The organism is Mycetocola sp. Y791, from assembly GCF_059445325.1.
Window position 1 is genome coordinate 660498 of sequence record NZ_JCAIUC010000002.1, and the last position, 21400, is coordinate 681897.

A 21400-nucleotide genomic window follows, 5' to 3' on the forward strand; every position below is an offset into this window, starting at 1 on the left:
GTGGAAATCTCCACGGCACCCGCTTTGTTCACGTGGGTGACGGCATCCGTTCGCTCACGGATGTTCAGATGCCGGCGTCAGGCGGCGGCCGGATCGGCCAGCGAGGGCTGAGCCAGCTCTGGCAGAACCTCGCGCTCGAACAACTCGATGCCCGAGCGGTCATATGCCGCCTCGGGGAAATAGGTGATCGCGTAGGCGAGTCCCTGGTCCTGCATGGACGAGAGGCGCTCGGCGATCTGCTCCGGAGTACCGACACCGAGCGCTGCGCCGCTGCGGTACTCGGCCATGAAGTCGGCGGCCTTTGCTTCGCCGAGGTATGGCGTAACCCTCGCCTCGATGGCCTTGAGCCGGTCGGCCACTTCAGCTTCGGTATCGGCGATGACGACGTTGTAGTTCGCGCTGCGCACGATGTCGTTAAAGTCGCGGCCGATGCGGTCGCAGTGCCCGCGGAGGATGTCGCTCTTGTGGGCGAAGCCCTCGGGCGAACCGTCGAAGTTCGTGTACTGGGCGTACTGCGCAGCGATGCGGAGGGTGACCTTCTCACCGCCGCCGGCGATCCAGAACGGGATGCCGTTCTCCTGGATGGGGAGCGGACGCACGATGGCGCCGTCGACCTGATAGTGCTTGCCGTCGAGGGTTGCTGTGCCGGTTTCCCAGGCCTGCTTCATGATCTGGACGCCCTCGTCGAGGCGACCGAGGCGGTCACCCGCGCTCGGGAACCCGTAGCCGTATGCGCGCCACTCGTGCTCGTACCAGCCACCGCCGATGCCCATCTCGACGCGGCCGCCCGAAATGTTGTCGATGGTCGCGGCGACCTTCGCGAGGTACGCGGGGTTGCGGTAGCTCATGCACGTGCACATCTGGCCGAGGCGAACGCGCTTCGTCGTGGCGGCGAACGCGGACATCAGCGTCCATGCTTCGTGGGTTGCCTCTTCACTCGGCACCGGCACCGTGTGGAAGTGGTCGTACACCCAGATCGACTCCCAGGCGCCGGCATCGGCGTGGGCTGCGAGGCCGCTCATCGTGTCCCACTGCGCTGCGGGGTCGATTCCAACCAGGTCGTGGCGCCATCCCTGTGGCACAAATATTCCAAATCTCATGGGGGTCAGCCTATTGGTGAGGTCGCGGTCCACATCAACGGTTGACTTTGGTGTGTTCGCCACTCATGGAACTTCCGGGCTCGAAATCAGGTACAGCGCACTGCCGGCGTGAAGAAGAGATACCAGAGCGATTCCAGGACGACGTCGCGTTGAGCAAGCACCACGGACTCGCCCTGGAGACGCACCTGAGCGGTGTATGTCCCGTTCGTTTTGACGCCTGCCGCGTCCAGCCGGTCCCGGGTGAGCGAATACTCGACGGTAGCCGCCGAGCTCGTGACCACGCCAACCACGCGGTTGTTGACGACGATCTCGTACGTGCGCGATTGCCCACCCACGGGTTTTGCCCAGGTCAGGGCCGCCGCGGTAATTCCAGAGTTGGAGCACGAAAGGTTGGCCGGAGGCACAGCCAACGTGACGACGTTGGACGCAATCGCGTTTCCTGCGGGATCAACCGCACGGACGGTGTATTCGTGTGACTCGCCCGCGATGAGAGCAGGGGAAGTGTACGTAAGGGTAGAACCGCTCACGGTGCCGATCTTGTCGGCGCCGAGGTAGATCTGGTATTCCTTGATCCCGTTTTTGTCGACGGCCGCGGTCCATTTCAGGGACGCGGTCGATCCGGAGAGGGTGCCACTGAGGACAGGGGCAACGTTCGGTGGCGTGACGTCGAGAGTCGTAACCGTCACCTGCGCCGGGGTCGAGCTGTGCGCAGCGCCGTCGCGCGCGATCACGGTGAATGAGTAGGTGGAGTCCGATGCGAGGCCGGTTACCGAGAACTCCGGGCTGGGTGTCTGGCCGAGAAGGATGCGGCCGGACGCAGTGTTGCGGTACACGTCGTATCCCGTGACGCCAACATCATCCGTCGATGGGGCCCAGGTGAGCCTGGTGCTGTTGCCGGTGGTGCCACCGAACACGAGTGCGGTCGGTGCGCTTGGTGGGCCATCCAGGTACTTTTGCGCGATGGTCGAGCTCGCGCTGCTCGTCCAGTTGGAGCGCGACAGCAACGTCGACACCGTTGTGGTGAGGGATTCGCCGCTTTTCTGGTTGGGGAGATCGGAGATCGTTGTCCGGACGCAGATGACAACGGATGCCAGTGGCGGCAGGTTCCCGGAAATCTTGAGGTTTGGGTCTCCCCATCGTCCGGACACCGGATTGACCGGGGTCGCGCATCCACCGGCCGCTGCGGTCTGCCAGATCGTCACGGTGATCGCGGCAGCGAGCGTCGTTGGGGTAGCAGCCAGCGTGGTGCTGGTGGTGAACGTCGCATCTATGGTGCCGGAATTCGTCACGGTGACGGTATTCAGGTTTGTCAGGTTGCCCGCCGAAAAGTCCTTGTTCTTCGACGCATCCGTTGTGTGAACCGCCTTGATCGACGCGGCCTGCACTGTCAGCAACTCACCGCTGGCTGTGTCCTGGAGCGAAGCGGCTGATCCTCCGGCGCTCCCCGTGGCGACGAGGGTGAGCAGCGCGACCACGATGACGGCCGCGAGCAGCGTGGGATTCGAGTTCCGCGTTCGTCGAGTACGTGACGTGCGGCTTGGGGCAGGGGTGGGCATGTCGGCTGTCTCTCGGAGGTTGCCTCAATCCTATGGTCCGCGAGTTGAGCCGGCAGCTCGGCGTCGGCTGCACATCCATGCTCGGGCTGCAGATACTTCTGCAGCGCGGGCATGGGAATGCAGCGCTCGGCAAACGGAGGGGTCAGAGGGCGAGGGCGCGCCCCGCCCGCACGATCTGCTCGATGCGCGCCGGTGCCGTCTCGTCCTGCAGGCTCGTCACATCACCGAGGGGTCGCGAGTCCGAGATATCGCCGAGGAGGCGCCGCATGATCTTGCCCGACCTGGTCTTGGGCAGATCCGGTACGAGGATGACGTCGCGCGGCTTCGCGATCGGCCCGATCTGGGCCGCAACGTGCGCACGCAGGATGCCCGTGAGCTCGTCCCGCAAACCCAGCCAGTAGGCGGGGTCCTCGGACTCCGCACCCCACGACCGCGCGGCGGGAATAACGAACGCCGCAATGGCCTGCCCGGTAAGGGCATCCGTCACCCCGACAACACCGGCCTCGCCGACGGCGGGATGCGCGACGAGTGACGACTCGATCTCGATCGTCGACAGGCGATGCCCGGACACGTTGATGACGTCGTCGACGCGGCCGAGCACCCAGATGTCACCGTCGGCGTCCCACTTGGCTCCGTCGCCGCTGAAGAAGTAGCCCTGCTTCCAGAACCTGGACCAGTACGAGTCGCGGTAGCGCTCCGGGTTGCCCCACACGGTACGGGCGAGGCCGGGTCCTGGCCGGTCGACGACGAGGTATCCGCCCTCACCGAACGGCACTGGACTGCCTGCGTCGTCGACCACGAGCGTGGACAGCCCGGGCAGAGCGCGGTTCGCTGACCCGGGCTTGAGGGTCGAGACGCCCGGCAGCGGCGCCATCACCGACGCTCCCGTCTCCGACTGCCACCAGGTATCGACGATTGGCGTTTCGCCGCGGCCAAGATGGGTGTGGAACCAGACCCACGCCTCCGGGTTGATCGCCTCGCCGACGGTGCCGAGCAGGCGCAGCGACGTGAGGTCGTATTCGGCAGGCGCCCCGTCGGGGAACCAGGTCATGAGCGTGCGAATAAGCGTCGGCGCCGTGTAGTAGGTGGTCACCCCGTAGCGCTCGATGATCTCGAAGTGCCGCGCGTTGTGCGGGGTGTTCGGTGTGCCCTCGTAGATCACCTGGGTTAGCCCGTTCGACAGCGGCCCGTAGATCTCGTAGGTGTGCGCCGTCACCCAGGCGAGGTCGGCGGTGCACCAGTGCACGTCATCCGCCTTCGCGTCGAAAATCGCCCAGTGGCTCCACGACGCCTGGGTGAGATAGCCGCCCGAGGTGTGCACGAGACCCTTGGGCTTCCCGGTCGTCCCCGACGTGTAGATGATGAACAACGGGGTCTCCGCGTCAAACGCTTCGGGAACATGAACGTCGGATGCCACGTCGACGGTGTCGTGCCACCAGACGTCCCGCCCGGCCGTCCAGGCGATGCCCGGGGTCGCATCGCCGGTCCGGCGCACGACGAGCACGTGCTCGATGCTCTCGACACCGTCCACCGCGGCATCGGCGTTGTCCTTCACGGCGACGGCCGCCCCTCGGCGGTATTGTCCGTCGGTGGTGATCAGCAGTTTCGCCCCGGTGTCTTCAACCCGGAACCTCAGCGCCTCTGCGCTGAATCCGCCGAACACGAGCGAGTGGATCGCGCCGATCCGGGCCACCGCAAGGGTCGCGATGATGGTCTCGGGAATGACCGGAAGGTAGATGACCACGCGGTCGCCCCTGGTGATGCCGAGCGCGGTGAGTGCATTCGCCGCCTTCGACACCTCCCGCTGCAGTTCGGCGTAGCTGATCGCACGCCGGTCACCCGGCTCACCCTCGAAGAACAGCGCGATCTTGTCGCCATTGCCCGCCGTGACGTGCCGGTCGACACAGTTCACGGCAACGTTGAGCTTCCCACCCGCGAACCACTCGGCTTTCGGCACGGTCAGTTCGCCGTCCGCGCCCTCGGCCACCGGCTCCCAGCTGTGCGTCGTGTGCCACGGCTCCGCCCACTCGAGCCGGGAAGCGGCATCCGCCCAGAACGCGACAGGGTCGGCATCCGCTCTCTCCCACTCGGCGGCGCCGAAGTTCGCCTGCTCCGTGAACGCCTCTGGCGCCGGGTACCGTCGAGTCTCCGCGAGCAGATTTGAGATCGTGGGGGCGGATGTCTCGGGCGCGGTCATTCTTCGACGTTACGTGCGGCGGGTGTTCGGCTCTCAATCAGAGCGCAACAGGAGGTAACCTTCCCGCCCGCTCCGCCATAGGCTGAGGTTATGGATCTTCTCGAGCCGACCCGTATCCGCGAGCAGCTCGATCAGGTCTCACAGTATTGGACGCCGCGCGTCGTCGGTCGCGTCAACGACCAGTACATCAAGGTTGCCAAGCTGCTCGGCGAGCTGGTGTGGCACGCGCACGACGATGAAGACGAAATGTTTCTCGTCGTCTACGGAAATCTGCGCATCGAACTCGAGGGCGGCCGTGAGGTGGCGCTCGCGGCAGGCGAGTTCTTCGTCGTGCCGAAGGGCGTTCAGCACAACCCGGTTGCGGCCGAGGAGGTCGGCATCGTGCTCATTGAGACGGTGACAACAGCACACACCGGTGGCGTCGTGGTCGAGGGAACCGTGGCGATCGAACGGCAACTCACCGCGGAGTGATCGTCCGGCTTCGCTCGGGCCACGGACTCCGCACGCACTGGACTTTTACGGGGTGGTTCCGGTGCAGCGCAACCCTTTCGAAAATCTGACCAGTCGGGCACCGACCCTGACAGACTGAGCGACATGTCTGCACAGAGCGTCCTCGTCCTCGGTGGTACCGGAATCATCAGCAGCGCGTCGGTGGCGCTCGCCGCAGAGCGCGGCTGGGAAGTGACCGTCGTCAACCGTGGCAGATCGAGCGACCGACCACTCGGCGCGGAGATCGAAACGCTCGAAGCGGACATCCGCGATCCTGAGTCCCTCGCGAGCGCGATCGGCGATCGCAGCTTCGATGTCGTCGCCGACTTCCTCAGCTTCACCCCTGACCATCTGCACCTCGACACGTTCCGCGATCGCACCGGGCAGTACCTGTTCATCAGTTCGGCGTCTGCCTACCAGACGCCGCCCTCGCGCATGCCGGTCACGGAATCCACGCCGCTGCGTAATCCGTTCTGGGAATACTCGCGCAACAAGATCGCTTGCGAAGACGTCCTCGTTGCCGAGTACCGGGCATCCGGGTACCCCGTGACGATTGTCCGACCGTCGCACACCTACGACCGCACGGCGCTGCCGACCCTCGGTGGCTGGACCGACATCGACCGGATGCGCCGCGGCGCGCCCGTGATCGTGCACGGCGACGGAACCACCCAGTGGACGATCACGCACACCCGCGACTTTGCTGTCGGCTTTGTCGGGCTCTTCGGACGGGCAGCCGCGATCGGTGACACGTTCCACATCACCGGCGACCAGGCGCCGACCTGGGACGCCATCTACGCCGCGCTCGGCCGGGCTGCCGGTGTCGAACCGGTGCTCGTCCACGTGACAAGCGAGGCCATCGCCGCGGCCTCACCGGAGCTCGGCCCTGGCCTCCTCGGCGACAAGGCCCACTCGATGGTGTTCGACAACAGCAAGCTGAAGGCACTCGTGCCCGACTTCCGACAGTCGACGTTCTTCGAGGATGGCGCGCGCGAGATCATCGAGTGGTACGACGCGGATGCCGGCCGCCGCACCACCGATCCCGACTTCGACGCTCTGTCCGATCGGCTCGCTGACCGCTTCGCGTTGTAACGCGGGATACTGCGGGGTCGCCGGGTCGCCGGGTTGCCGGGGCCGCACCCCGGCAATTCACACCCCGCTCAGGTCGAGCTCGGCGCGTCTGCGACCCGATGCCTCGGGCTGTCCGGGTTCATCAGGGAGTGGCGGCGACCGTAGAAGAAGTAGATGGCGAGTCCGATCACGAGCCAGACACCGAACCGCACCCAGGTCTCCCAGTGCAGCTGCAGCATCAGAAAGGCGGATGCCAGGACGCCGAAAGCGGGAACAAACGGCATCAGCGGCAGGCGGAACGTGCGCGGGGCATCCGGTCGCTTGTACCGGAACACGATCACCGACGTGCAGACCACAACAAATGCCGCGAGGATGCCGATGTTGGTGAGGTCGGCGACCTCCTTGATCGGGAACACCCCGGCGAGGAACGCCGACGAGATCCCGGCGATCCAGGTCACGCGCTGCGGAGTGCCGTTCTTGTCGGTACCGGCGAACCACGCGGGAAGCAGCCCGTCGCGGCTCATCGAGAACCACACGCGTGTGACACCGAGGAGGAAGGTGAGCATCACCGTGAGGATGGAGAGCACGGCGAACACGGCGATGATCGTGGCGATGACCGGCAGGCCGACGCTCGTGAATGCGGACGCGAAGCCCGCTGTCGGCGAGATGTCTTGATAGTTCTGCATCCCGGTGAGCACGAGGGTGGCGGCAACGTAGAGCAGCATGGCGATGATGAGCGAGAGGATGATCGCCTTCGGCATGTGTTTCTTGCCGTCGGTTGATTCTTCGGCGGCGGTGCTCATGGCGTCATACCCGAACACAGCGAAGAACACCGTTGCCGCACCGGCGATAACCGGGCCGAAGCCGCTCGGCATGAACGGGTTGTAGTTGGCCGTGTCGATGAAGAACACGCCGAGCCCGATGATGAACAGGATCAACAGCACCTTGATCGCGACGGCGACGAGTTCGAACCGGCCAAACGCTTTGGTGCCGCGGCTGAGGATCCAGGTCACGAGGAGGCAGACGACGATAGCGGGCAGATTGATAATGCCGCCCCTGCCCTCGTCGAATGTCGAGGTCAGCGCGGTCGGCATTTCGATCCCGATGCCGGAGAGGAACGCCTCGAAATAGCCCGAGATGCCGATGGCAACGACGGCGACGATCGCGATGTACTCGAGGAGCAGGTCCCAGCCGATGAACCAGCCGATGATCTCACCCAGGGCGACGTAACCGTAGGTGTATGCCGACCCCGCACGGGGAATCATCCCGGCGAACTCCGCGTAGGACAGTGCTGCCGCGGCCGAGGCGAGCCCGGCGATGAGGAACGAGATCAGCACGGCGGGGCCTACGCCGGGCGTGCCTTCGCTGCCAGCGGCAACGAGGCCGGCGAGCGAGAAGATGCCGACGCCGATAATGCCGCCGACGCCGATCGCGGTGAGTTGCCACAGCCCGAGGCTTTTCGAGAGGCCGCTGCGTTTGTTCTCTTCCTCGATGTCTTCGATCGGCTTGCGCCGCAGAATCGACTGGCTGGGATTTGCTGTTGTCATCGGAGTCCCCTGTCCGTCTCTCCACCTGCCTCGGTCCGGCTCCATCCGACGGATACACCGCAGGTGGTGCCAGCGCCGGACAGAGCGTCAGTATCGCAAGCGGTTCTGGCGCCCGCAAGAACCCTTCCGCCGGAGCGTCAGGCGCGTTCTTCTACCCTGGCCGCCAGCTCCGCGCGGATGCCGTCGACAAACGCGTCGACATCAGCCTCCGTCGTGTCGAACGCACACATCCACCGGACTTCGTGCTTCGTGGCATCCCAGTCGTAGAAGTGGAATCGCTCGCGAAGCCTGTTGGCGGCATCCGCGGGGAGGATCGCGAAGACCGCGTTCGCCTGGGTCGGCTGCGTGAAGCTGAGGCCGGTAATTGCGCCGGCCGCCACGAGTTGCTCAAGCGATCCGCGGAGCCGTGCCGCCATCTGGTTGGCGTGCTGGGCCGAACGCAACCACAGGTCGCCCTCGAGCAGGGCGATGAGCTGCGCAGACACGAACCGCAGCTTCGACGCGAGCTGCATGTTCAGCTTCCGGAGGAAGACCAGGCCGTCGGATGCCGCCGGATTGAGAACAACGACGGCCTCACCGAACAGCAGGCCGTTCTTCGTGCCGCCGAAGGAGAGAACGTCGACGCCGGCGTCGGTGGTGAAGTCCTTCATCGGTACGCCGAGGGATGCCGCGGCGTTCGCGAGCCGCGCCCCGTCCATGTGCAGCTTCATGCCGCGCGCGTGCGCGTGATCGGCGATCGCCCGCACCTCGTCGACCGAGTAGAGCGTTCCGAGTTCCGTCGACTGGGTGATCGACACGACGAGCGGTTGCGCCCTGTGCTCGTCGCCCCAGCCCCACGCCTCGAGATCGATGAGCTCCGGTGTGAGCTTGCCGTCCGGGGATGGCACGGTGAGCAGTTTGATGCCGCCGACGCGTTCGGGCGCCCCGCCCTCGTCGACGTTGATGTGAGCGGTGGATGCCGAGATCACGGCTCCCCAGCGGGGAAGCATCGACTGGAGCGCGGTGACGTTGGCGCCGGTGCCGTTGAAGACGGGAAAGACCTCGACGCCCGCACCGAAGTGCGAGGCGAAGACGTCCTGCAGGTGCGCGGTGTAGACATCCGCCCCGTAGGAGACCTGGTGGCCGCCGTTCGCGGAGGCAATCGCGTCGAGCACCTCGGGGTGAACGCCGGCGTAGTTGTCGCTCGCGAAGCCGCGCGAGGTCGGATCATGCAGAATTCCGGTCACCGTTCCAGCGTACTGGGGCTGGTGCCCGGTTCGGCCGTTTCGCCTGGCGTCGTCAGCCCGATGTGTCATTCCTGGCGAAGACACCGCCGGCGCGGTGCACGCCGGCGGTGTCACTTCAGTTTTGTCGCGGTGGAGCGATTCGTCCAGTCCTCCTAGCCTCTGAGCAGCGCCCAGAGGAGGGGGCCGAACAGTACGGCGGCGCCGACGACAGCGAGTGCGGCGATGCTGCCGACGAGCGCAGCCGGCCGAAAGCGTCGTCGTGGGAGGGAGACCGGTTCGGGGATCCGAGCCGGGTTGATCATCGCGTGGTACCGCAGGGGGTTGAGGGGAGCCTCCTGGGCGTGTCGTGGGCGGGCGGTCGGGTTTTTGGGCGCAAGTGTAGAGGTCATATCCGGTCCTGTCGGGTAACGCACCGAGTGATGACTGCTCATATTACTGAGCAATCCTCAAATCATGCCAAAACGCCCGAATCACCCCTGAAGATGTGTCACTCGGACAGATTCAGGGGGGATTCGGGCGTTTCAGAGCGTGGTCAGCTCTTCAGCGCTTCGCCCCACTTCACCCTCGCACCCATCTTGAGCAGCGAGTTCTGGTAAATCCTGGACGCAAGCCAGATCACCGCGAGGGTCGACGCCAGAAGAATCGCCAGAGACAGGAGCGGTTCCCACCACTCGGCGGTGCCGAGGAACAACCGCAGTGGCATCCCGACCGGGGCCGAGAATGGCACGTACGACATGATGGCGAGCACCGTTGGGTTGTCGTAGAAGAAGATGACGAGGAAGTACGGAATCATCACGAGCATCGTGACGGGCGTTGTGGTGGAACCGATGTCCTCCTGACGGGAGACCATCGACCCCGTCGCGGCGAACAGCGACGCCAGCAGCACGAAGCCAATGGCGAAGAACACCACGAACCAGACGATCGGGGCGCCGAGTCCGGTGAGGAGGTCAGCCTGGCCGGTGATCGTCAGCCCGATGATCGAGAGGGCCGCAATCACCGCTATTTGCCCGAACGCGAGGATCGAGTTGCCGAGCACCTTGCCTGCCATGAGTGCCTGCACCGGAATCGCTGACATCAGGATTTCGACGACTCGGGTCTGCTTCTCTTCGACAACGTTCTGGGCGATGGTCGAGCCGAAGGTCATCGCCGACATGAAGAAGACAAGCCCGAAGCCAAGCGCCACGAGGTAGATGATGAGCGGATTCGTTGCGCTCTCGTCGAGCAGCTTCACGGGAGGAGAGACGCTCAACTGGGCGAGGAGACCGCTTGGGGCCTCGGTATCGGCGATGACCGCGATCCCGAGAGACGTCGATGAATCGGGAACGATCGCCGCTTCGACGGTGCCGTCCTCGACGAGCGCTTCCGCGGCTTCAACGCTCGACGCCTCGGTGATGTCGAGCCCGGCTGCCCCTGCCACCGCCTGTGATGCGGTGCCGACGACGGCAACGGGGGTATCGCTCGTGTTCTTCGCCGCGAACCCACCGATCACGATCGAGGCGAGGACGAGGACGAGGAGTAGCCCCGTCGAGATCAGGAACGCCTTGCTGCGCAGGCGCATGGTGATCTCCCGCTCAGCGACGAGCCAGGTGGCCTGTGCGGTGCTCGGGGCAGTGGGACGGGAACCGTCGGTTCGGTCCGAGGCCTGGTTTCCTGCTGTTGTCGTCACTTGATGACCTCCTTGAAGATCTCGGCGAGGGTCGGGCGTTGGGGAGCGAACGTTGCGACGTCGCCGCGGCTCACCGCTGTGCGGAGTACGTCTTGCGCTGCGGCCTCGCTGTCGGCGTCGAAGAGTGCGAACCCGCCATCGAAGTCGACGACGGTGATCCCCGGAGCCTCACGCAACCAGCCGGCATCCCCACTGGTGATCAGTTCGTACCTGAGCCTCGAGTGTTCGGCCCGAAGCGCCTCACGAGACCCGTTGGCCCGGATCGTGCCGCCAGCGATGATGACGAGGTCGTCGCAGAGTCGTTCGACGATGTCGAGCTGGTGCGAGGAGAACAGCACTGGTGCGCCGGACAGGGCCCGGTCCTTGAGCACACCGACAACGACGTCCACCGCGAGGGGGTCGAGGCCGGAGAACGGCTCGTCGAGGATGAGCACCTCGGGGTCGTGCACGAGGGCAGCGGCGATCTGGGCGCGCTGCTGGTTTCCGAGCGAGAGGCTCTCGACGGCGTCGTTGCGGCGTTCGCCGAGGCCGAGGCGCTCGAGAAGGTCGCCCGCGTTACGTCGCGCGGCTTCGGTCGTGAAGCCGTGCAGCCTGGCGAGGTAGACGAGCTGCTCCTCGACCTTCATTTTCGGGTAGAGGCCGCGTTCTTCCGGCATGTACCCGAAACGCCGACGGTCCTCGGGCGTGAGCCGGTGTCCGTCGAGGGTCACTGTGCCGGTGTTGGTGTTCAGCACGCCGAGAATGATGCGCATCGTCGTCGTCTTGCCTGCGCCGTTGCCGCCGACGAAGCCGGTCATCCGGCCGGGGGCGACGTCGAAGTTGACGTCGGTGAGCACCTGCCTCGTTCCATACGTCTTGTTGACATCTCGAATCTCGAGCATCGCGAGCCTTCCTCTGAGTGTGGTTCAACGGTACGGGCGCGCGGTGGCGCACGGCATCCGCCTGACGACGAGTCTTTCGTCTCCGTCTCACGGGGGATGCCGCTGGCATACGCTGGTCAGGTGCCACAACTTCCGCTGATCGGTCGCCGACATTCCGACCGTCCGCGGTTGCCGCGCGACGTTCTCGTGCTCGGCGTCGTTGCGTTCTTTGTCATGGTCGGCTTCGGCGTCGTTGTTCCCGTGTTGCCCGTCTATGTGGCGAGTTTCGGCGTCGGCTACGTCGAGGTGGGCGCCGTCGTTTCGGCGTTCGCGCTGATGCGGTTCGTGACGAGCCCGTTCTGCGCCCGGTTCATCGACTGGTGGGGCGAACGTGTCGTGCTCGCGGTGGGTATCGGGATTGTTGCGGTGTCCAGCGGACTCGTCGGCGTTGCATCGAGCTACGTCGAAGTGCTGCTTCTGCGCGGTGCTGGCGGCATCGGTTCCGCCATGTTCACCGTCGCGGCGATGACACTGCTGCTCGGCTCAACGCCGGCGACGCTGCGGGGCCGGGCTGTCGGCTTCTATCAGGGCGGATTTCTCATCGGTGGAATGGCGGGCCCGGCGATCGGCGGCGTGTTAGCCGCAATCTCGCTCACCGCCCCGTTCTTCTTTTACGCAGGCACGCTCGCCGTGGCCGGTCTCGTCGGTGTCATCCTGCTGCGACCGCGGATGAGAGACGTCGGTGGAAATACGCCGGTCGACGTCGTGCCGTTCCGGGTTGTGCTCAGCGACACGCGGTTCCGGGTGGCCGTCGTCGCGAACTTTGCGAACGGCTGGACGTCGCTCGGTGTTCGGAGCGCCCTCGTGCCGGTTTTGGTCGTCGATGTCCTTCTCGGCGAACCGGCGTGGACGGGAATCGCGTTTGCAATTGCCGCCGTTGCACAGACCCTCGCGCTCGCTCCCGCCGGGAAGTTCGTCGACACCGTCGGTCGCAAGCCGGCGATCCTCGGTGCGTATGCCGTAGCCGCTGTCACTGTGCTCGGCATTGCGTTTGCGCCGAACATCGTGGTGCTGACCATTCTGCTCGCGGTCTACGGCGTCGCCGCAGCGTTCATGGGAACGGCGCCCGCCGCTGCACTTGGGGAGGCGACGGCGGGAGCGAAGGGGGGCCGGCCGGTCGCTGTGTTCTCGATGGCGAGCGATCTCGGTGCGATCGTCGGCCCGCTCGTCGCCGGGTGGCTCGTCGATACCGGGTCGTTCCCGCTGGCGTTCGGCGTCGCGGCGGTGTTCCTCCTGGCTACGTCGGCCTACGCCGCGCGCATGCCGAGGGAGCCGCGCGCGGCGGCCTGAGCGCCGCTTCGGGAGGCGGAACTTGGGGCCCGGGCCGGATATGCGGGCGGGCCCGGTGTTTTTCCTCCCGAAACGCGCCTACGCGGGCGGACGGGTGCCAGATCCCGGCGTGAGAGTGGCTCCCGGGGGAGAGCGCGGGTCGGCGTGAGGGTGGACAACCTGCGGCCGACCTGAGTGTGGCTTCGGGAGGAGGAACTTGGGGGCCTGGCCGGATACGTGGTCGGACCCGGTGTTTTTCCTCCCGGGGAGCGCGGGACGGCGTGAGGGTGGACAACCTGCGGCCGACCTGAGTGTGGCTTCGGGAGGAGGAACTTGGGTCCCGGGTCGGATACGTGGTCGGGCCCGGCGTTTGTCCTCCCGAAGCCCAGCCCGGCTCAGGAACCCGGTACGGCGACCCGGTTCTCGTACGCCCAGACCACGGCCTGGATCCTGTCGCGCAAGCCGAGCTTCTGCAGCACCTTTGACACGTGCGACTTCACCGTAGCCTCGCCGACGAAGAGGTCGCGGGCGATCTCGGCATTCGACAGTCCCTGCGCGACGAGCTGGAGCACCTCCGCTTCGCGATCCGTGAGGCTCTCGAGCGCGGCGGGCGGAGCGCCCGTGGTGACGGCATCCGTTTCCCCTGGCGTTCCGAACCGTTCGATGACCCGCCGCGTCACGGCAGGTGAGAGCAGGGCGTCGCCCGCAGCGACCACGCGAACGGCGTCGATGAGCTGCTCGGGAGTCGAGTTCTTGAGGAGGAACCCGCTTGCCCCGGCCGACAGCGCCTCGAACAGGTAGTCGTCTCGGTCGAAGGTGGTGAGGATGAGAACAGCGGACGCCAGCGAACCGTCAGCGATGATCTGTCGTGTCGCCTCCAACCCGTCGGTCCCGGGCATCTGCACGTCCATGCACACGACGTCTGGGTTGAGTTCGCGGGCCAGCGCGAGCGCCTCTGCGCCCGTGGCCGCCTCTCCGACGATCTCGAGGTCGGGCTGGGAGCCGAGGATGATGCGGAAGCCGGTCCGCACCATTTCGTGGTCGTCGGCGAGTAGTACCCGGGTTGCCGTCGTCATCGTGCCGTCTCCTGTGCGTTGTGCTGCGCGTTGTCCCGTGCGCTCTCTCGCGTAACCTCTGCGTCCTGCCCGGCGGACACGGGTGTGCAGTCCCTGCTGTCCGCGGCGGCACCGGAGGCTGCGCCGGCTGGAACACCGGGTCGCTCACCCGGCCCGCCACCGGGAATCGGCACTCGCGCGCGCACGAGGTACCCGCCGCGAGAGCGCGCGCCGGTCTCGAGCGTGCCCCCGATCGCATCGATGCGCTCGCGCATGCCGATCAGCCCCAGGCCTCCCGGCTGCGGACGCGACGGCACATTGCCGGTGTTCGTGACCTCGAGCTCGACGGTGCCAGGGAGATAGCGCACTCGAACGTCGGCCGTCGCTGTCGGACCCGCGTGTTTCCGCGCGTTGGTGAGTGCCTCCTGAGCGATGCGGTAGAGGCTGAACTGAACAAGGCCCGGCACGTTCCGGTGCTTCCCGATGACGTCGAGGGTCGTGGGCAACCCGGATGCCGTTGAATCTGCGACGAGCGCGGACAGCGACTCAAGACCGAGTGTCGATGCACTCGTCGACGCCCGGCTGTCCCCGGGCTCCGATTCCCTCAGCGTGTGCAGCAGCTTGTGCAGTTCATCGATCGCCGTACGGGCACCGAGTTCCACGTTCGCCAGGGCGTCCCGGGCCATGGCGGGATCCGAGTCGAGCACCGTGCGGGCGGCACCGGCCTGCACTCCCATCACCGACACGTGATGGGCGACAACATCGTGCAGCTCCCTCGCGATGCGCACGCGTTCGAGCGCGACGGCCTGCTGTTCGGTGCGCTCCCGCTCACGCTCCAGTTCTGCCGTGCGGTACTCGAGCAGCGCCTTCTGTTTCGCCGACGCGTACGAACGGTCGCCGAAGTAATAGGCCCCACCGAAGTAGAGCAGGTTCGTGAGGATCTGGATCATCAGGTACGCGACCAGCGGGGAGAACGCCCCCGCCCGCGAAAATCCATCGAGGGCATCCGGATCCGTTGTCGTTCTCAGCATGGCGATCACCAGCCAGCCCAGCATCGCCGCGATGATGACGGCGCGCACGACCAGCGCCGTTCGGCGGTTGTCGACCCACGCCCCAACGGCATAGAGCGCCATGAACAACGTGATGTTGCACATGAGCAGCTCGGGGACCTGCAGCTCTCCACCGCCGATGAACGCGCCAGACACGACGATCGCGACCGTGTTCGGGAACCGTCGGCGGAACGCGAGCGGCAGCGTGATGAGCACGGCCCAGATCAGGCACATCCACATCGGAGCTGGTTCGTCGTAGAGCCCGGCAACGCGATAGAGCATGAGACTGAAGAGAGTGCCGACGAAGAGTACGGCGGCGAGCACTGCGTCGGTGCGCAACTGGCTGCGTGTCACCGCCGGGCGGCGCCACGACGGATCGTTGGGGTCGACGAGAACAACTTGAGCGGGCATCACAGTCTCACGCTAGCGATCCGGCGCGCTTCCGGCATCCGTCCCGCGACGGAGAGCATCCGTCCTGCGACGGAGAAAGCAGACCCTCTCCGTGCCCAGCGGACGATTTATTCAACGGATGCCGCCGCCTGGAGCAGAACCCGCGACAGTGGCGGCCGCTCGGCGTCCCAGAGGCCCGTGATCGCCGTCGCGAGTGAGGCTTCGAGTCCGTTGAGTGCCTGAACGACGAAGATCGTGGCGGATGCCGTCGGCGCGGATCTCTCGAACCCGTTTGCCACCGCGCGCACCCACGTTTCTGCCGCAGCCTTCGCGGCAGCGTAGTTGGCACCCCCCGGCATCGGGTGGTCGAGCGTCGTACTCGAGACGATCGCAAGTCGGCCCGCGTCGGATGCGCGCAGGTCGTCGACGAACACCCGGGTGGTGTTGCGGAGGGTCGTGACGATGCGGGAGTGCAGGAAGTCCCAGTCCTCATCGCTCTGTCCGGAGAGTCCGCCGCCACCCCGCCAGCCGCCGACGAGGTGGATGAGCCCATCAATCGGCCCGGTCAGGGCAGAGTCGTTGTGGATGCGTTCGCCCAACCGCGCCACCTCATCGAAGCGGGTGAGGTCGGCGACGTGGCCGACGGCATCCGGAACCTGGTCGATGAGGCTGTCGAGCCGGCCCTGGTTCGAGCCGACGGCGATCACCCGCGCGCCCGCGGCCGCGAGGTCGCGGCAGACGGCGACGCCCGCCGCGCTGGTCGCACCGGCAACGAGCACCCGGCGGCCAGAGACAGTGCGACCGGCGACGCCACGTCCGGCCGCCCCGGCGCCGGCCGCCCCGGCCCCGGCCGCCCCGGCGCCCGCCGCCCCGGCGCCCGTCGCTCCCCGCTCAGCCACGACCCGTGATCCCCGCCGTGGACCCGATCACGTCGCCCATCTTCTTCGAGAGCGCCTCATAGAACATGCTGAGCGGGAACTCGTCGTCTCTCACCAGGTCGGTGTAGCCCTTCGGTAGCCCTGTGAGCACGTCGTCGGGCAACCCACGAGCCCACGCGGATGCCGGGTGTGGTTCGACCGTGCTCGAGACGAGCTCGTATGCGGCGAGCCAGTGGGCAACCTTGGGCCGGTCGATCGAGCGCCAGTAGAGCTCGTCGATCGCGGTGCCGAGCGCGACGACGACGTCGGGCACCTCGGGCCAGTCGATGGTGAGCGCGGTGTCGGTCCAGTGCAGCACGTGGTGCTGGTGCAGCCACGCGAAGAGCAGCTGGCCGCCGAGCCCGTCGTAATTGCGCACCCGGCTGCCGGAGAGCGCGAACCGGAAGATCCGGTCGAAGATCACCGCGTACTGCACGAGCTTCGCGTGGGCGAGGATCTCGGTCTCCGCCTCGGTGAGCTCCGCCGGGCTCTGCGCCGACAGGGTGCGCTCGAGTTTCACCGATTCGCGGAACGCCGTGAGATCGCAGCGCAGTTCCTCGAGCGAATACAGGAAGAATGGCATCCGCTGCTTGATCATGAACGGGTCGAACGGCAGGTCACCGCGCATGTGGGTGCGGTCGTGGATGAGATCCCACATCACGAAGGTCTCTTCGGTGAGCTCCTGGCTTTCGAGCAGTGCCTGTGCGTCCGCGGGCAGTTCGAGCCTGGTGATTTCGGCGGCGGCCTTCACCACGCGGCGAAAGCGCGCGGCCTCCCGGTCGGCGAAGATCGCGCCCCAGGTGAACGTCGGGATCGCGCGCATCGCAACGGTCTCGGGAAACAGGACGGCCGAGTTGGTGTCGTAGCCCGGCGTGAAATCGAGAAACCGAATCGGCACGAACAGACTGTTGGAGTAGTCGCCCGCTTCGAGTTCTGCGACGAACTCCGGCCAGACCACCTCGACGAGCACGGCCTCGATCAGCCGGTCGGCCGACCCGTTCTGCGTGTACATCGGGAACAGCACGAGGTGCCTGCGCCCATCGGCGCGGTGCTGCTGCGGCTGGAACGCCATCAGGGAATCGTAGAAGTCCGGCACACCGAAGTCCGCTGCGGCCCAGCGCTCGAGGTCGACGGTGACCGCGTCGAGGTACTCGGCATCCCAGGGGAACAGCGGCGCCAGCTCACGAACCGCACCGACGATCGTCGTGACGAATTCGCGGGCAGGGGCGTGGGCATCCGGTTCGGGGATGGATCCGTCTTTTATTTGAAGCGGGCGGATGCCGATGGCCGCGTTCTTGAGGCGAAGCCAGGCCGGGGAGGTGGCGAGGTTGCGGTCTTCAACGACCTCGGGCTCGCCAACGATCACGTGTGCGTGAAATTCAGACATAACAACCCTCCCGGCGTCGTTGCAAACGGTGTGCATCGAGCGTATCCGGGGGACCGTGAGCGTTTCTTTGACTATCGCGAGGTTTGGCTGCGCAGACGGGGATGGGCGCGCAGCTTAACTGCGCGAGCCGGTCCGGCGCCGGGTGTCCCGCCGGGCGCTGGGGTCCGGCTGCGGAATTACACCGACTGCAGGAGCTGCCCCTCCGCTGTCCACGGCACGGCGGCATCGAGCCGGTCTGCCGCGAGCTTCTCCGCTGCCGCCAGCGTCGTCACCGACCGCGCGGCGGCATCCCTGTACACCGCCGAAAGGGTGCCGCCGATGCCGTCGACGCGGGTGAGGATGTCGGCCAGATCCGCGCCGGGCCGAGAGGCCATGTCGAGGTAGATCACGCCACCCGCGTTGACGATGAAATCGGGTGCCCAGAGGATGCCGCGGTCGGCGAGTTGCTCCGCACCGCCCTGGTCGGCGAGCTGGTTGTTCGCCGCACCGACGACGGCCGTGCAGCGCAGTTCGGAGATGACCTTCGCCGTCAGCGCGCCGCCGACTCCGCACGGCACGAACACGTCGGTTTCGAAGAGGTGCTCGTCGCCCGGGTCGATCCAGCTGGCGTGAATCTCCTCGGCGAACCTGCGCCGTTCCGGATTCACGTCCGTGACGATGAGCGACATGTCTTCGTCGCTCAATCGGCGGGCGAGTCGCGAACCCACCTGGCCGAGTCCCGAGATCGTCGCGTGCCTGCCCGCGAGCAGCGGGCTGCCCGTCACCGTCTCGAGGGTGGCAACGATGCTCGCGTACACGCCCTGCGCCGTGGCGTCGCTGGGCTCACCCACCCCGCCGCGGTCGGCGGGCAGTCCCGAGACATGGCTGGTGCGCTCGGCGACAATCGCCATATCGGCGGCGTTCGTGCCGACATCCTCTGCCGTTTGATAGCGCCCGTCGAGGCTCTCGACCGCATCGCCGAGGTCGAGCATGGCGAGCCGTTTGCGTTCGGGATCGAGACTCTCGCCGTCGGGTACGAACACGACGGATTTGCCGCCGCCGCGATTCAGCCCCGCTGCGGCGTTCTTGAGGGTCATCCCCGCCGAGAGCCGGAGGGAATCCTCGACGGCGTCGCGCCAGGTTGGATAGTGCCACACGCGAGCGCCGCCTAATGCGGGGCCGAGCCGGGTGGAGTGGACCGCGACGCTGATCGTGAGCCCGGATCGCTCTCCGTGGGTGATCAGTACTGTCTCGTGGTCGAGTGCTGCTGCATGCAGGGCGTCGAAGGACGCGTCGGCGTGAAATGACGTCATTGTCGGATCTCCTTGTGGGTGATGCGGGTCGCCCGGGTCAGGGCAACGACTCACAGCGCGGGTAGCGCAAAAAAGTCGTGGTGCATCAATCACACCAGCCCAACTGACCCGTGACAAGAGCCCACAAAGGTCAGGCAACACCGGCGCGGCACAACGGCGCGCGACAACGGAGAAAGCTAGCTCCAGCGCTTGTTGACCCAGCGTTCGAAGAGCCCAACGAGGGAGTCGGTCACCTTGCCGAGCACAGCGAGCAGAACGATGGCGAGCAGGATGCGGTCGATCCGCCCGTTGTATTGCGAATCGGTCAGCAGGAAGCCGAGGCCCATCGACGACGCGATCAACTCGGCAGCGACGAGGAACAGCCAGGACTGCGCGAGGGCGAGCCGCAGGCCCGAGACGACAGAGGGAAGAACGGCGGGAAGCTGCACCGTGGTGAACAGTCGGACGCCGTTGTAACCGAACGCGCGACCGGCTTCAACGAGCTGCCGGTCGACGTGGCGAAGCGCTGCAGAGACGGTCGTGTAGACGGGGAAGAACGCGCCGATCGCGATGAGCGTGATCTTCGACTCCTCGCCGATCTTCAGCCAGAGGATGAGCAGCGGAATCCACGCGAGCGATGGCACAGCCCTGATTGCGCCGAGGGTCGGCGCAATCAGGATGTCAACGAGCCGCGACAGTCCGACGAATGCCCCGAGGACGAGTCCAAGTAGAGCGCCGATGGCGAAGCCGATGAGCACCCGCTGGGTGGAGATTGCGACGTACTGGCCGAGCAGGCCGCGCTGCAACAGGTCAATGCCCGCGAGCCAGACGGACGCGGGCGACGGCAGTTGCGAGGCGCTGACGAGGCCGAGCGACGTCACCAGCTGCCAGATCGCGAGCACCAGGAGCGGCAGCAGCGAGCCACCGACGATCACGAACCAGGTGCGGCGGGTCAGCGGCACGCGTCCGCGAGCAGAGTCGTCACGGCGAGCGGATGCCTCGGTGCGAGCGGCAGCAGCGGGCCTGGCCCGCACCGCAACAGGCTGCCCGGACAGACCCGCAGATGACGCGGCGCCGGTACGCACCTCGTCACTGGTGGTGAGCTTGTCGGTGTTGCTCATGAGCGGTCCTGCCTGGGAAGCCTGCGGAAAGGGACGGGAGGGGAACGGATGCCGCACCCCTCCCGGGTGGGCTAGCCGATTGCGTCGGGGTCGGCCTTGGTGATGAATTCGTCGTTGATGATGGTGTCGAGTGCGTCGTCGACCACATCCTGGCTGGGTACGTCACCCGTCTCGACGAAGATGGGGCCGACGATCGAAAGCACGTCGATCTGCGCGTCCCCCGGAACCGGGTCGACGTCGAGGTTCGAGCGTTCGGCGATCACCTTCGTGGCAACCGCGATGTCGAGCCCTGCGACCTCCGCGAGGATCTCGGCTGCTTCTTCCTCGTTCTCCGCGGCCCATTCGCGAGCGTGCTCGTAGGCGTTGACGACGGCCTGGGCGAGGTCAGGCTTCTCCTCGACGAAGGTCTCCGTGGCGTTGAGGAAGCCGTAGGTGTTGAAGTCGACGTTGCGGTAGATGAGCTTGGCGCCCGCCTCTTCGGCGTTGGCCATGATCGGGTCGAGTCCGCTCCACGCGTCGACCGCGCCGTTCTGCAGCGCGGCCCAGCCGTCGGCATGCTGAAGGTTCTCGATGGTGACGTCCTCGGGGGTGAGCCCGGCGTCCTCGAGCGCCTGGAGCAGGAAGAAGTAGGGGTCGGTGCCCTTGGTCGCGGCAATCTTCTTACCCTTGAGCTCGGCGACATCCGTGATCGTCGAATCGGGCCCGACGACGAGCGCCGCCCACTCGGGCTGGGAGAAGAGGTCGATGACCTGGATCGGTGAACCGTTCGACCGTGCGAGCAGTGCAGCCGAACCTGCGGTCGACCCGACGTCGATCGCGTTGGCCCTGAGCGCTTCGTTGGCCTTGTTTGACCCGGCGGACTGGACCCAGTTGACCGTGACGTCCTGGTCGGCGAGGGCGTCCTCGAGCCAGCCCTTCTCCTTGATGATGAGAGAAAGCGGGTTATAGGTCGCGAAGTCAATGTTGAGGGTTCCGCCCTCTGTCACCGTCGCCGAGTCGCTGTCTTCTTTCGCAGGGGATGCTGCCTGGCCTTCGCCGGCGACGCAGCCGGTCAGGAGCAGCGCTGCGGTGGCAGCACCCGCGACGAGTGTCGCGAGGGAGAAGCGCTTGCGGTTCATGGTGACGTCCTTTGCTGAAAGAGGTGCTGTACGTGCTGTGGGCGGTTGTGGGGG

18 protein-coding genes are annotated in these 21400 nt (G+C 66.3%); 3 read left to right on the top strand and 15 right to left on the bottom strand.

Going from position 1 to position 21400, the window contains the following annotated elements:
* Positions 1–77: 77 nt before the first annotated feature.
* The 3 genes from AC1C2N_RS08030 to acs form a co-directional block, all read right to left on the bottom strand.
* Positions 78–1100 carry an LLM class F420-dependent oxidoreductase gene (locus AC1C2N_RS08030; RefSeq protein WP_483406104.1) on the bottom strand — a complete coding sequence of 341 codons (1023 nt, stop codon included), beginning with the start codon at positions 1098–1100 and terminating at the stop codon, positions 78–80.
* A gap of 86 nt (positions 1101–1186) precedes the next feature.
* Entirely contained in the window at positions 1187–2656 is a 1470-nt protein-coding gene (locus AC1C2N_RS08035; protein WP_495433577.1) for a fibronectin type III domain-containing protein, read from the bottom strand.
* 142 nt (positions 2657–2798) lie between these two features.
* Positions 2799–4853 carry an acetate--CoA ligase gene (gene acs / locus AC1C2N_RS08040; RefSeq protein ID WP_495433578.1) on the bottom strand — a complete coding sequence of 685 codons (2055 nt, stop codon included), beginning with the start codon at positions 4851–4853 and terminating at the stop codon, positions 2799–2801.
* A gap of 90 nt (positions 4854–4943) precedes the next feature.
* Here acs and AC1C2N_RS08045 point away from each other — a divergent pair, with 90 nt between their 5' ends.
* Both AC1C2N_RS08045 and AC1C2N_RS08050 read left to right on the top strand, forming a co-directional pair.
* Positions 4944–5324 carry a cupin domain-containing protein gene (locus AC1C2N_RS08045; protein WP_495433579.1) on the top strand — a complete coding sequence of 127 codons (381 nt, stop codon included), beginning with the start codon at positions 4944–4946 and terminating at the stop codon, positions 5322–5324.
* A 123-nt stretch (positions 5325–5447) separates the two neighbouring features.
* Positions 5448–6431: an NAD-dependent epimerase/dehydratase family protein gene (locus tag AC1C2N_RS08050; RefSeq protein ID WP_495433580.1), complete on the top strand. Its 984-nt coding sequence runs from the start codon at positions 5448–5450 to the stop codon at positions 6429–6431.
* A 68-nt stretch (positions 6432–6499) separates the two neighbouring features.
* Here AC1C2N_RS08050 and AC1C2N_RS08055 read toward each other — a convergent pair whose 3' ends face one another.
* From AC1C2N_RS08055 to AC1C2N_RS08075, 5 genes are all read right to left on the bottom strand, one after another.
* Positions 6500–7957: an amino acid permease gene (locus AC1C2N_RS08055; RefSeq protein WP_483406099.1), complete on the bottom strand. Its 1458-nt coding sequence runs from the start codon at positions 7955–7957 to the stop codon at positions 6500–6502.
* A gap of 137 nt (positions 7958–8094) precedes the next feature.
* Positions 8095–9183: a threonine aldolase family protein gene (locus AC1C2N_RS08060; protein ID WP_495433581.1), complete on the bottom strand. Its 1089-nt coding sequence runs from the start codon at positions 9181–9183 to the stop codon at positions 8095–8097.
* A 152-nt stretch (positions 9184–9335) separates the two neighbouring features.
* On the bottom strand, positions 9336–9572 hold the full coding sequence (locus AC1C2N_RS08065) for a hypothetical protein (RefSeq protein WP_483406097.1): 237 nt from the start codon (positions 9570–9572) through the stop codon (positions 9336–9338).
* Between the two features lie 143 nt (positions 9573–9715).
* Entirely contained in the window at positions 9716–10849 is a 1134-nt protein-coding gene (locus AC1C2N_RS08070) for an ABC transporter permease (protein WP_495433582.1), read from the bottom strand.
* Positions 10846–11730, bottom strand: a complete 885-nt coding sequence (locus AC1C2N_RS08075) for an ABC transporter ATP-binding protein (RefSeq protein WP_483406095.1) — start codon at positions 11728–11730, stop codon at positions 10846–10848. The genes AC1C2N_RS08070 and AC1C2N_RS08075 overlap by 4 nt, the downstream gene beginning before the upstream one ends.
* A 120-nt stretch (positions 11731–11850) precedes the next feature.
* On the opposite strand from AC1C2N_RS08075, the gene AC1C2N_RS08080 reads away from it, so the two are divergent.
* Positions 11851–13059, top strand: a complete 1209-nt coding sequence (locus tag AC1C2N_RS08080) for an MFS transporter (protein WP_495433583.1) — start codon at positions 11851–11853, stop codon at positions 13057–13059.
* Positions 13060–13433: 374 nt separating this feature from the next.
* Here the strand turns inward: AC1C2N_RS08080 and AC1C2N_RS08085 are convergent, their stop codons facing one another.
* The 7 genes from AC1C2N_RS08085 to AC1C2N_RS08115 all read right to left on the bottom strand — a co-directional run bounded on the left by AC1C2N_RS08085 (position 13434) and on the right by AC1C2N_RS08115 (position 21346).
* Positions 13434–14114 carry a response regulator gene (locus AC1C2N_RS08085; protein WP_483406093.1) on the bottom strand — a complete coding sequence of 227 codons (681 nt, stop codon included), beginning with the start codon at positions 14112–14114 and terminating at the stop codon, positions 13434–13436.
* Positions 14111–15553 (bottom strand): sensor histidine kinase, encoded by a 1443-nt coding sequence (locus AC1C2N_RS08090; RefSeq protein ID WP_483406707.1) that lies wholly within the window; start codon positions 15551–15553, stop codon positions 14111–14113. Before AC1C2N_RS08090 ends, AC1C2N_RS08085 begins: the two co-directional genes overlap by 4 nt.
* Positions 15554–15660: 107 nt before the next feature.
* Complete coding sequence (locus AC1C2N_RS08095) at positions 15661–16431, bottom strand: SDR family NAD(P)-dependent oxidoreductase (protein ID WP_483406092.1); 771 nt, start codon at positions 16429–16431, stop codon at positions 15661–15663.
* A complete protein-coding gene (locus tag AC1C2N_RS08100) occupies positions 16424–17836 on the bottom strand; it encodes a DUF6421 family protein (RefSeq protein WP_495433584.1) in 1413 nt (470 codons plus the stop codon). Before AC1C2N_RS08100 ends, AC1C2N_RS08095 begins: the two co-directional genes overlap by 8 nt.
* A 176-nt stretch (positions 17837–18012) precedes the next feature.
* Positions 18013–19128: a Glu/Leu/Phe/Val dehydrogenase family protein gene (locus AC1C2N_RS08105; protein WP_483406090.1), complete on the bottom strand. Its 1116-nt coding sequence runs from the start codon at positions 19126–19128 to the stop codon at positions 18013–18015.
* A 176-nt stretch (positions 19129–19304) separates the two neighbouring features.
* The gene (locus tag AC1C2N_RS08110; protein ID WP_483406089.1) at positions 19305–20228 is read right to left on the bottom strand and encodes an ABC transporter permease; all 924 of its coding nucleotides are present in this window, start codon (positions 20226–20228) and stop codon (positions 19305–19307) included.
* Between the two features lie 71 nt (positions 20229–20299).
* Positions 20300–21346 (bottom strand): aliphatic sulfonate ABC transporter substrate-binding protein, encoded by a 1047-nt coding sequence (locus AC1C2N_RS08115; RefSeq protein WP_495433586.1) that lies wholly within the window; start codon positions 21344–21346, stop codon positions 20300–20302.
* Between the last annotated feature and the right edge of the window lie 54 nt (positions 21347–21400).

Excerpts from the sequence above, each read along its gene's own strand:
- AC1C2N_RS08030 (WP_483406104.1), bottom strand. The coding sequence starts at position 1,100 with ATGAGATTTGGAATATTTGTGCCACAGGGATGGCGCCACGACCTGGTT.
- AC1C2N_RS08035 (WP_495433577.1), bottom strand. The coding sequence starts at position 2,656 with ATGCCCACCCCTGCCCCAAGCCGCACGTCACGTACTCGACGAACGCGG.
- acs (WP_495433578.1), bottom strand. The coding sequence starts at position 4,853 with ATGACCGCGCCCGAGACATCCGCCCCCACGATCTCAAATCTGCTCGCG.
- AC1C2N_RS08045 (WP_495433579.1), top strand. The coding sequence starts at position 4,944 with ATGGATCTTCTCGAGCCGACCCGTATCCGCGAGCAGCTCGATCAGGTC.
- AC1C2N_RS08050 (WP_495433580.1), top strand. The coding sequence starts at position 5,448 with ATGTCTGCACAGAGCGTCCTCGTCCTCGGTGGTACCGGAATCATCAGC.
- AC1C2N_RS08055 (WP_483406099.1), bottom strand. The coding sequence starts at position 7,957 with ATGACAACAGCAAATCCCAGCCAGTCGATTCTGCGGCGCAAGCCGATC.
- AC1C2N_RS08065 (WP_483406097.1), bottom strand. The coding sequence starts at position 9,572 with ATGACCTCTACACTTGCGCCCAAAAACCCGACCGCCCGCCCACGACAC.
- AC1C2N_RS08075 (WP_483406095.1), bottom strand. The coding sequence starts at position 11,730 with ATGCTCGAGATTCGAGATGTCAACAAGACGTATGGAACGAGGCAGGTG.
- AC1C2N_RS08085 (WP_483406093.1), bottom strand. The coding sequence starts at position 14,114 with ATGACGACGGCAACCCGGGTACTACTCGCCGACGACCACGAAATGGTG.
- AC1C2N_RS08090 (WP_483406707.1), bottom strand. The coding sequence starts at position 15,553 with ATGCCCGCTCAAGTTGTTCTCGTCGACCCCAACGATCCGTCGTGGCGC.
- AC1C2N_RS08100 (WP_495433584.1), bottom strand. The coding sequence starts at position 17,836 with ATGTCTGAATTTCACGCACACGTGATCGTTGGCGAGCCCGAGGTCGTT.
- AC1C2N_RS08105 (WP_483406090.1), bottom strand. The coding sequence starts at position 19,128 with ATGACGTCATTTCACGCCGACGCGTCCTTCGACGCCCTGCATGCAGCA.
- AC1C2N_RS08110 (WP_483406089.1), bottom strand. The coding sequence starts at position 20,228 with ATGAGCAACACCGACAAGCTCACCACCAGTGACGAGGTGCGTACCGGC.
- AC1C2N_RS08115 (WP_495433586.1), bottom strand. The coding sequence starts at position 21,346 with ATGAACCGCAAGCGCTTCTCCCTCGCGACACTCGTCGCGGGTGCTGCC.